Source organism: Catenibacterium sp. RTP21428st1_D7_RTP21428_210409, assembly GCF_040227455.1.
Taxonomy (GTDB): Bacteria; Bacillota_I; Bacilli_A; order Erysipelotrichales; family Coprobacillaceae; genus Catenibacterium; species Catenibacterium mitsuoka_A.
Genome location: NZ_JBEHVX010000167.1, coordinates 1 through 1,009, shown reverse-complemented (window position 1 = coordinate 1,009; position 1,009 = coordinate 1). Strand labels below are relative to the sequence as shown.

Annotated in this window: 2 protein-coding genes; both read left to right on the top strand. The window is 41.6% G+C overall.

The genetic code is table 11. The features are described from left to right. On the top strand, positions 1-619 hold a 619-nt coding region (locus ABUA27_RS12665), incomplete at its 5' end, for an IS3 family transposase (protein WP_349820865.1). Next, positions 558-1,009: hypothetical protein (locus ABUA27_RS12660; protein ID WP_349820864.1), on the top strand; the 452-nt coding region annotated here is incomplete at its 3' end. The genes ABUA27_RS12665 and ABUA27_RS12660, both read left to right, overlap by 62 nt.

Here is a 1,009-nt window from a genome sequence, read left to right as displayed (position 1 = left end):
GAATAGAACTGAATACCTGTCATGTGTAAAGGATGCAGTAAGCGGGCGAGTTGTGAGTCATATCACTTCTTCAGGCAATGATCTTAATCTAGCTATGGATACAGTAGATACTCTTGACCCTGCTGAAGACGCTATTTTCCATTCTGATCAGGGTTCCCTCTATTTAAATGACTTTTTCCAGAACAGAATCAAGGAACTGGGATACAGCCAGTCCATGTCACGCAGGGGTAACTGCTGGGATAATGCGAGCCAGGAATCCTTCTTTGGACATATGAAGGATGAATGCGACCTGTCAGGCTGTTCCACTCCGGAAGGAGTGAAGAAAATGATTGATGATTATGTATACTACTACAATAATGAGCGTCCTCAGTGGACACGTAATAAGATGACACCAACTGAATATGAAGACTATCTTAATTCATTATCTGATAATGAATATTCAGATTATCTTCAAAACGAGCAGGAAAAATATGATAAAATGATGAAAAAAGCGAGAGAAAAGGCGCTCAAGCGTGCGGTTGAGCTTGGCGCTCTAACAGAGGAGGATATGGAATTATATGGCTCAGGAAAGAAAGAAGAACAGGCAGCAGCAGACAGAAGCGCAGAGACTTGCGCATAGAGATGCAGTTATTGAACATTCAGATAATAAGTTCGTTGCAGAGCTTACAAAAAATATGGATGCATTCATCTATACAAAGGACTTCTATGTTGCACTTTATAAGCAGCTTGAAAGCGGAATGACATCAATCGAGGCTTATGAATCATTAGGTTTCGATACTAAGAAGCTTGGAAAGAACTGTGCTCAGTCTGCAGCCAAGCGCGCAAGACAGAAAGCGAAGAACGGGGAGTTTGAACCAAAGGCTGAGAACTATGATGGAAGCATCCCTATTGAGGAGATGCCTGAAATGAGCCTTGAAGAGAAGGTTGCATACCAGGAGGCTCGTATCAGATATCTTGAGGATTACGTAGAATTTCAAAAAAAAATGCCTTCCATACTGGAGGAGATATA